Origin of the sequence: Chlorobium sp. N1 (genome assembly GCF_004332115.1) — a bacterium.
GTDB lineage: Bacteria > Bacteroidota > Chlorobiia > Chlorobiales > Chlorobiaceae > Chlorobium.
The window spans coordinates 718,511-727,451 of record NZ_SJPA01000001.1 but is presented as its reverse complement, the minus strand read 5'-3'; the positions used below and the strand labels follow the sequence as shown (position 1 = coordinate 727,451).

Sequence of the window (8,941 nt, the reverse complement as noted above, 5' to 3'; positions counted from 1 at the left end):
CCAAGAAGCTGCTGGTAATGAGAGATCAGGGATTCCATCACGAGACTGCGGGTTGGATTGGTGAGGCTTGAGACTACGTCAAGCTATCCATTTCCTCCCGCATTCCCACTAAATTTGACGAAGAGCCAAAATAATTATGGTTGAGCTTGAACAAAACGTTCGTATTCAATCGACTTAAGGGGCTATACGCAAAACAAACTTAGCTTCCCCACATAGCTGTCCTATGAATGGGGAGGGGTTCAGTGGCGGGGTGAGGTTCGCGGGGCGAAATGCTTTTTTTACAAAACGAACCCATTGGATGCCTGCCCTCTCCGCCGTGGGGTTGTGCGCGATGCCCAGGCAGTCGCCAAGTGGGCGCCCCGCCGTTCAGGAGTTGTAGCAGGTGGAAGATTAAGGCGCTGCCTTGTTTGCGAATGCCCGGGGCCTTATTTTATCCGGTCTTCCGTGTCCGGAACCACTTCAATCGTATGATCCCGAGGTCGCCATGCTCGTGTATGAACTCGATGTATCGCTCCTGCATGCCGAGCCTCCCGTGTGGCGGCGGGTTCGCATGCCGGCAGACGCCCAGCTTCCGCTCGTCCATACTTCGCTCCAGCTGGTAATGGGCTGGGAGGGTCGGCACCTGCATGAGTTTGCAGGGGCCGACGGTCGGCGCTACGGTGAACCCGGGGAGGAAGGATCGGGCGAGGATGTCTTCGACGAGCGGCACCATACGCTCCGCTCGCTCTTTTCGGAGCCGGGCGAGCGGTGCCTCTATCGGTACGACTTCGGGGACGACTGGGCGCATGAGCTCGTTCTCCGCTCGGTCGGCGAACTTGGGCCGGACGAGTATCCGCTGTGGTGCCTTGATGGGTCGGGCGCCTGCCCGCCGGAGGACTGCGGGGGAGTTGCGGGGTACGCCGCGCTCTTTGGGAGCCCCGGCGAGGAGGGGGAGGCCGATGCGTTCGACTGCGCCCCCTTCAACGAAGAGGTCGGGCGGCTCTTCCCCCGGGACGAGGATATGCGCTCGCCTGAATCGGTGAGCGAGGGGATGGCCCTGCTCGTGGGACTTCGCGATCTCCTTGAGACCGGGGGGACGGAGGAGGGCACGATGTCGGTCATGATGCTCGACGGCTTTTTTGCGGCCTTGGCGATCCACCCTGAAACCATCATGCCCGACCGCTGGCTGCCGTGGGTGTGGGATATCACCGGGGACGGCCGGGAGCCCGCGTTCTCCTCCAAAGGGGAGGTGGAGCAGGCGATGGGCCTGCTCTTCACCTACTACAACAGCGTGCTGGGCGAGCTCGGCGACGATGCTGAGGGGTATCTGCCGCTTTTCGACGAACTGGGGGTCGACTCTCCCGAGGAGCGGCCGCTGGCGGTCAGGGACTGGGCCGAGGGGTTCATGTGCGGGGCCATGATCGACGAGGCTGTGTGGGATCGGACCTTTGAGGATGAGCAGGGCAAGATGCTGCTCACTCCGTTTGCCATGATGGCCGGTATGTTCGACGAGGCGCCGGCTGCTGAACAGCGGCAGCTTAAGGAGATGAAGGAAGCGCTGCTTGACGAACTGGACCTCCATGTGCTGGACCTGCGGGAGTTCTGGGCGCCCTGGCGCCGCGAGTACCTCTCGCGGCACGGCGGCGGGACGATCCGTTCGGAGGCCCGTGCGGGCCGCAACGATCGGTGCCCCTGCGGGAGCGGGAAAAAGTACAAGCAGTGCTGCGGGCGGTAACACGCAAGCAGCTTGATGTCGCCGCAATCAGGGTAGGGTATCCGAGGGGCTCGAGTCGTCAGGTAGGCTTCATGCTGAACGAAGTGCCGGCGGCGCCGGCATATTCCTGCAGTCTCACAGGCTTTCATGCCTTTTTGTGCTTTTTTTTCACCGAATATGCCTTGCGGCCCCTGTCGAATGCGTATCTTGGACGAGTTCAGCCCCTCATGATTTTTATCCATACTGGAGCATAGGCATATGGATCCGATCCAACCCCCGGCACCGCGCGGTGCGTTCAAAACAGGCCTCAGGACCCTCACTTCCCTGCTGCTGGTTCCCTACGCCTTTATCCTCCCGATGTGGATTGCGCCTACGTACATCCTTGCCGGACTCATCTTTTTCCTCTGGCTGGTAGGGGCCGACTTCCGCAGCGATTTTGAAAAGGTCCGCAATAACCGCGTCGTATGGGCGCTGCTGGCATTCTGGTTGCTGAACATCGTCGGCCTGCTGTGGACCGAGGATATGGCCGGTGGCTGGCACACGTTTTCGAGAGCCAGCCTATTTCTCCTGGTTCCTGTTTTTATGATGGTGCTGAAGTGCGAGCATGTTGAGGCGGTCTTATGGTCGTTTCTGGCCTCCATGCTCCTTAGCTGCACGATATCGTTCCTCATGTATTTCAGGGTTAGCCCCTCTCTGTTCTCCTCCTTTACCGTGGGTAATGGTGATCCTACGGCATTCATGAGCCATATCCACTATCCGATATACCTGAGCGCGGCCTGTGCTGTCTCACTCTATTATGTGTTGTTCGATCCTGCTGCGGGAAGATGGAAAAAAACGTTGGCCGGTGTTCTCGCCCTGCTTTTTGCCGCCGACATCTTCATCAGCAATGGACGGGCTGGTCAGTTGATGTTTCTTGTCCTGATTGTGGTCGTCATTTTTCAGTACTACCGGGAGCGCCTGCTGCAGGCGGCTGTGAGCGTATTGATCGGCATCCCGATCCTGTTTACTCTTGTCTACAACGGCGTTCCTGACTTTAGGCAGAGAGTCGATTCGGGAATATCCGATATTCAGCTGCATAACTCTGCTGAGTATACGTCCGTAGGCGCCCGAGTTGTATATGCTCTCAATGGATTGACCGTTTTTGCGGAGCATCCCCTTATTGGTGTCGGTACCGGGGATTTCGTTGCTGAGCTTGAGAAGGTTCACAGGCGCGATACGCCGGAATACCTTTTTGATATCGATGTCCATAATTCCTATGTGCTGAAGATGGCGCAGTTCGGCGTGCTGGGTCTTATAGCCGTTTTTGCAATCTATTTCTCCCAGATCCGGTCTGCTCTTCGCTCTTCAGTTCCGTTGCAACATTATCTAGGCCTTTCTATCCCGATAATGTTTGTTGCGATTCTCTGGAGCGACGTCTACATCGAACTGCATTTCAGCCTCATGCTGTTCATCTTTCTCAGCGCCATCATCTACAGGGAGCCTGCATGATGGGACGACTGGATGGCATCGATGCGGTGCAGTTCGGTCTGCTCGGTATACTCTCCCATGTATCCATCCTCTTTGCCCAGTGGTATAGGTCCTCCCGATTGAGCGATCCGTTTTAGTGGCGATTCGGTATTTTCTTGCCGGTTATCTTCGCCGTGATTATGCTGAGCGACACCTATCCTCGTAGTTTTTTTACAACCATGCTTTTCGTCTATCTCAGTACGTTCACCTATCGGCTTTGGCTTGAACAACTGACGGAGGAATAGTCAGGCTTTCTGCAGCACGCTGATCAGGCTCTGGCCGTTGATGTACTGCTCCAGGATCCGGAAGCTGCCGGTGAAGCCGTACATGGCGCCCCATCGGTGCTGGTCGTCGAAATAGAGCGGGAAGGTCTCTTCGGTAAGGAAGTTGACATGCGTGGGATCCTGGAAGACCGGTGGGAAGGGATAGGCCGGAGTACAGGAAAAGAAGATGCCCTTTGGCTTGAGCACCCGCCAGATTTCGTTCATGAGCTCGACGAACGGCAACCGGCGTTCCGGCAGGTAGACCACCCTCGGGACGTGTTCCAGGAAATCGTAGGCCGTCAGGAAGTCGAAGGTGTCGTTTGCGAAGGGGATGGGCTCTATGGCCAGATCGGCTTTCCTGATCCCTTTCTCAGAGTTTTCGAAGACGTCGATGCCGAAGAGTTCGGCGGCACCGAACGGGTTGCGGGGGGCGTTGCCGCAGCCGATGTCGAGTGTTGCTGATGATTCTGCCTCCAGACTGTTGGCTTCGTACTTCCGATAGAGCGCGCTGAGATCCTTTGTTTTCGGCAGGCCTATGCTGCTTCGCATGAGGTGCTTGGCGATTTTCCTTTTCAGTTCAAGGTAAGTGCTCATAGGGGCTCAAGGTTGCGGTTGGTTGAACTGCAGGTCGTAAAGGTTCCTGTAGGCGCCGTTCATTGCGAGCAGCTCCTGGTGGGTACCTGACTCAACCACCTTCCCCCGCTCCATGACGATGATCCTGCTCGCATTCTTCACCGTCGAGAGGCGGTGGGCGATGACGAGCGAGGAGCGGTGCTCCATGGCGTGGTCGATGGCATCCTGCACCACCTTTTCCGACTCGTTGTCGAGCGCACTCGTGGCTTCGTCGAAGATGAGGAGTTCGGGGTTCTTGACCATGGCGCGGGCGATGGCCAGGCGCTGGCGCTGCCCTCCGGAGAGCTGGATGCCCCGGTCCCCGATGAGGGTGTTATATCCGTCGGGCTTGTCGGAAATGAAGCCGTGCGCGTTGGCGAGTCTGGCGGCCTCTTCGATGCGTTCGTGCTGGACCGTTTCGTGCACGCCGTAGGCGATGTTGTGCTCGATGGTGTCGTTGAAGAGCACTACCTCCTGGCTTACGACGCCGATCATTCTCCTGAGCTGCTTGTAGTCAAGTTCGCGGATGTCGATGCCGTCGATGGTGATGCGGCCGGAGTCCACGTCATAGAACCGCATGAGCAGGTCCGCCACGGTGGACTTGCCGGAACCGGACTGACCGATGAGGGCGACTGTGTCGCCCTTTTTTATTTCAAAGCTGACGCCGTCGAGCACATAGGGGGCGTCGGCCTCCCGGCGGTACTTGAAGGAGACGTTCTCGAAGCGGATGGCGTCGCGGAAGGCGGTGAGGGGGTTGGTGCCGTTCAGGAGGGTCGGCTCGGTGTCGAGCACCTCGAAGATCCGCTCTGCCGAAGCCCGGCCGATCTGCAGCGAGTTGTGGGCGTTGCCGACCATCTTTAGCGGACCCATGACGGAGTAGAGGGTGAAGGCGAAGACGAGCAGCTCGTTGGCCGTCATGACGCCGGCGAACACCTGCAGGCCGCCGAACCAGAGCACCATGGCGATGGCGCCGATGAGGAGGGTCTCGTTGAGGGGGCCGGTCAGGTCGCGGAGCCGGAAGATGCGGATGGTGGTCTTTCGGAAATCGTCGGTGAACGCCTTGAACTTGCGGAGCTCGACATCCTCGAAGGAGGTCGCCTTGATGAGCTTGATGCCGTTGAACTTCTCCTGCAGGACGGAGTTCATGTCGCTGAGCCGCTCCTGCAGGGCCTGGGCGTGGCCCTTGATGCTGTTGCCGATGAGGCTGATGAAGAAGAAGATGACGAGCGAGCTGCCGACGGCAAAGAGCGTCAGCTTCCAGCTGAGGGCGAGCAGCACGGCAACGTAGACGAAGATCGAGAAGGGGTTCTGCAGGAAGTTGACGAGGGTGGTGCTGATGCTGCGGTCGACGTTTTCAACGTCGTTGTAGACATAGTTCATCAGGTTGCCCACCTTGTTTTTGTGGAAGTAGGCAAGAGGCATTTCGATGATGTTCGCGAATATGTCGTCGCGGAGCTTTTTTGCGGTCTTGCTCTGAATCCGGAAGATGAGCTGCTGGTTGATGTAGACGAAGATGTTCTTGAGGGCAAAGGCGCTGATCAGGAAAAAGCAGATTTTCAGGAGCATGCGTTCTTTGGTCTCGGCGCTGAAGAGGCTCTGGTACTTTGCCATGGCCCAGACCTTGAGGGCCTTCGTGTCGCGCTTGAAGCTGAATCTTCCGGTGTCCTGTGCGGCCGGGGGCGATGTCTGTACGGCCGACTGCGCTGGTTTTACTCCGAGACCCTCCGGGATTCCGGTTGAGGAGGCATGTCCTGCCATGGTGACGCTCTCGCCGGAAGTGAAGACGGTGTTGAGCAGCGGGAGAATGGAGTAGATGGAGACGATGCTGAACAGTGATGTGAGCATGCTGACGACGACGACCAGCATGATATTTCCTTTGGATGGGATGAGGTAGCGAAGGATTCTGAGGAGAACGGCCATGGGGTAGTCCGGTGTAGGTTCATCTGCTGAACCGCTAATATACTTTATAAATTTGAAAAGATGGGTTGCTGCTTCGCGGTGTCAGGGAGTCGGTAGATGTGCGTTTGTTTTGTATCTTGAGCTGAAGTTTTATCGGCTTGAACAGAGGTATGGCGCATGGCGGCTTTGACCAGCAGGAAGGATGAGTTGTTGAGAAAATGGGGTAGGTCGCTTGAGGCCTTCGTGGCAAGGGCGGTCATGCTTCTCGGTGTGCTGGTTCGAATCATAAGCCGTCCCGTTGCCATGCGACTGGCAGACCTGATTGGCGATTTCATCCATCATGTGGTAGGCCTTCGCAGGGAGCTGGTCTACCGGAGCCTTGCGCTGACGTTTCCAGATAAGTCGCCCGAGGCGTTGCGACGGATAGCCACGAGGGTTTATCGCAATATCGCCGAGACGTTCATCGACGTCCTGCGTTTTCCCTTGATCCGCAACCTTGAGGATGTCGAGGCTTTGGTCGATATCGACGTCACGCCGTTCCTGAACGGGACCGATGGCGGCAAGCGGGGCGCCGTGATGCTCTCCGGCCACTACGGCAATTGGGAGTTGATGGCGCTCGCCTTCGGCCTGAAGGCCAAGCCGATGACCATCATCGTGAAGGAGTTGAGCAACACGGCGCTTGACCGGGCCATGAACCGGTTCAGGACATTGCGCGGCAACAGCGTGGTCTACGATGCCCATTCGGTAAGGCCCGGATTGCGCCTGCTCTCCGAAAACGGAGTGCTTGCCATCCTCGGAGATCAGTCCGATCCGAGCTCGAGCGTTTCCGGAGAGTTCCTCGGCCGCCGAGCCAGTATGTTCCAGGGTGCGGCTTTCTTTGCTCTCAAGGCCAAGGTCCCCTTGTTTGTGGGAATGTGCCGTCACGGGGACGACGGGCGATACCGGGTCGAGATCCAGGAAATCGATACCTCTGGTCTTACCATCTGCAAAGAGGATATGCTCCTGCTCGCTTCAAGGTACACCAGGGTGCTCGAAGAGTATATTTACAGGTGGCCTGAAGAGTGGTTCTGGCTGCATAACCGCTGGAAGAACCCGTAAAAGGCTCTTCGTACCGCGACCCCGTTTATCACTTTACCCCTCTTATTATGCCTCTGGATCCGCAACGCTTCTCGATCGTCGTTCCCGTGTTCAACCAGCTCAGTTACACTGTCCAGTGTGTCGAGAGTCTCCTCTTGCAGAACGTGTGTCCCGATCAGATTCTGATTGTCGACAATGCGAGTAGCGACGATACTGCGCAGTGGCTGGGCGATCATCCTGAGTTCAGGCAGCTGCGCAATCATGTCAATCTCGGGTGCGGCTGTGCATGGACACAGGGCGTCGTCCTGAGTCCTGATGCCCAGTGGGTCGTGTTGCTGAACAACGACGTGCTTGCCGGGCCGGATGCGATCAATGCTCTGCTTGATGCCGCTGAACGCGAAAAACTTGGGGTCGTGAGTCCGGCTCTGCTCGAAGGGATCGACGATTATGGCTTTGCGGCATTTGCGCCAGGGTATCTCCGCAAGATGTCCGGCATGGTCCGGCGCGGCAAGTTCCATGGGGTCTGTTTCGCAATCCACCGTAGCGTATTCGAAAAGGTCGGGTTCCCTGACACGGACCGGCGGCTCGGTGGCTATGAGGATGCCGAGTATCTGTACCGCTGCCGGCGTGCGGGCGTTTCTCTCGGTATAGTAGGAGCGTCGGTGTTTCACCATTTCGGCTCGATTACCCAGAAAGCCATCGCGAAGTCTACGGGGTTGAAGTCTCTTGGCGACCTGAAATATTTCCGGTCGAGGGTTGGTAGCAGAGGAGTGAAAAGAAAGTTGGAGAAACTGCGCGAGAAGCGCCAGCTTGCTGCCTGGATTATGGATGAACGGCAGGTGACGCCATATACGCTCCATATGGTGCGCCGTGACGGAGAATGGGAGCTCCATTGAACAAAGCACGGGCATTAGGCGGTAATGACGAGCCTGTTAAGGCTACGTTATTCTTGATTACCTACAATCAGGAACGATTCATACGAGAAGCGATTCAAGGCGCTTTTGCTCAGACCTATTCGCCGCTTGAGATCGTTATTTCCGATGATGCCTCTACGGACGATACCTTTCGAATCGTTCAAGAGCTTTGTGCTACCTATAGTGGGCCGCATCGGGTCCGCCACAATCGGAACCCCGTAAATCTTGGCTTGATTCGCCATATTAACCGCATTACCGCGCTATCTTCTGGTGAGTTGATTGTGTATGCGGCTGGTGATGATGTCTCTCTTGCGGTTCGAACGGAAAAAATGGTTGAGCGTTATCTCGCTTCGGGCCGAAGGGCCACCCTGATTCATTCGTCCGTTTCATTGATGTGTGAGGGCGGTGCTATTGAGGGTATTAGGGTCCCTCCAATAATCGAGGGCGGCATGGGTCTTGCCGAAATGGCTGAAAGCGGCGCCTTGATTATCGGTGCTACGGTGGCATTTACGAAACAAATCGAGGGCGTTTTCGGACCGATCACGCACGAAAGGTGCATTGAGGATCTCGTTATGGGATTCCGAAGCGCTCTGATCGGTGGCATTGAATATATCGATGAACCGTTGGTTCTATATCGTCATGAGGGTGGGCTGACTGCCCAATCTATCCAGAGGACAACGTCTTTTGATGATTTTGTCACACGAAAACTTAGAGGGGTAGACGGATATCTGGCCGTTTTGATGCAGCGAATGGATGATTTGAGGCTTATGGGTAATGTTCAGTTGCTTGAAAGGGTACGGATGAAGCGTTCTGCAATGTTGTTGAGCCGAAAGGTTCTGTCCGGTAGTTTCCCCTTTTTTAAGCTTGCAGCCTATGCGCATAAGCGCGGGCAGTTAGCTGTGTTTTTTCGCTCTTGGGTGCGTCGTCTGAAGTGGCGGGGATTTTTCCCGTTGAAGCAGTTTCTGGGGTAAACACTG

8 protein-coding genes are annotated in these 8,941 nt (G+C 56.6%); 5 read left to right on the top strand and 3 right to left on the bottom strand.

The window, feature by feature from the left end:
* Positions 1 to 484: 484 nt before the first annotated feature.
* The gene (locus E0L29_RS03355) at positions 485 to 1,714 is read left to right on the top strand and encodes a UPF0149 family protein (protein WP_131354614.1); all 1,230 of its coding nucleotides are present in this window, start codon (positions 485 to 487) and stop codon (positions 1,712 to 1,714) included.
* Positions 1,715 to 1,951: 237 nt separating this feature from the next.
* Entirely contained in the window at positions 1,952 to 3,181 is a 1,230-nt protein-coding gene (locus E0L29_RS03350) for an O-antigen ligase family protein (protein ID WP_131354611.1), read from the top strand.
* Positions 3,182 to 3,444: 263 nt separating this feature from the next.
* Here the strand turns inward: E0L29_RS03350 and E0L29_RS03345 are convergent, their stop codons facing one another.
* From E0L29_RS03345 to E0L29_RS11500, 3 genes are read right to left on the bottom strand one after another with little or no spacing between them, the layout of a single operon-like run.
* A complete protein-coding gene (locus E0L29_RS03345) occupies positions 3,445 to 4,056 on the bottom strand; it encodes a methyltransferase domain-containing protein (protein ID WP_207387744.1) in 612 nt (203 codons plus the stop codon).
* A gap of 6 nt (positions 4,057 to 4,062) precedes the next feature.
* Complete coding sequence (locus tag E0L29_RS03340) at positions 4,063 to 5,994, bottom strand: ABC transporter ATP-binding protein (protein WP_131354608.1); 1,932 nt, start codon at positions 5,992 to 5,994, stop codon at positions 4,063 to 4,065.
* Between the two features lie 44 nt (positions 5,995 to 6,038).
* Positions 6,039 to 6,233: a hypothetical protein gene (locus tag E0L29_RS11500; RefSeq protein ID WP_165498782.1), complete on the bottom strand. Its 195-nt coding sequence runs from the start codon at positions 6,231 to 6,233 to the stop codon at positions 6,039 to 6,041.
* Between E0L29_RS11500 and E0L29_RS03335 the strand changes: the two genes are divergently transcribed.
* From E0L29_RS03335 to E0L29_RS03325, 3 genes are read left to right on the top strand one after another with little or no spacing between them, the layout of a single operon-like run.
* The gene (locus tag E0L29_RS03335) at positions 6,151 to 7,071 is read left to right on the top strand and encodes a lysophospholipid acyltransferase family protein (protein WP_131354605.1); all 921 of its coding nucleotides are present in this window, start codon (positions 6,151 to 6,153) and stop codon (positions 7,069 to 7,071) included. The genes E0L29_RS11500 and E0L29_RS03335 overlap by 83 nt on opposite strands.
* A 47-nt stretch (positions 7,072 to 7,118) precedes the next feature.
* Positions 7,119 to 7,946: a glycosyltransferase family 2 protein gene (locus tag E0L29_RS03330; protein WP_131354602.1), complete on the top strand. Its 828-nt coding sequence runs from the start codon at positions 7,119 to 7,121 to the stop codon at positions 7,944 to 7,946.
* Positions 7,943 to 8,935 (top strand): glycosyltransferase, encoded by a 993-nt coding sequence (locus E0L29_RS03325; RefSeq protein ID WP_165498805.1) that lies wholly within the window; start codon positions 7,943 to 7,945, stop codon positions 8,933 to 8,935. The genes E0L29_RS03330 and E0L29_RS03325 overlap by 4 nt, the downstream gene beginning before the upstream one ends.
* Positions 8,936 to 8,941 lie beyond the last annotated feature (6 nt).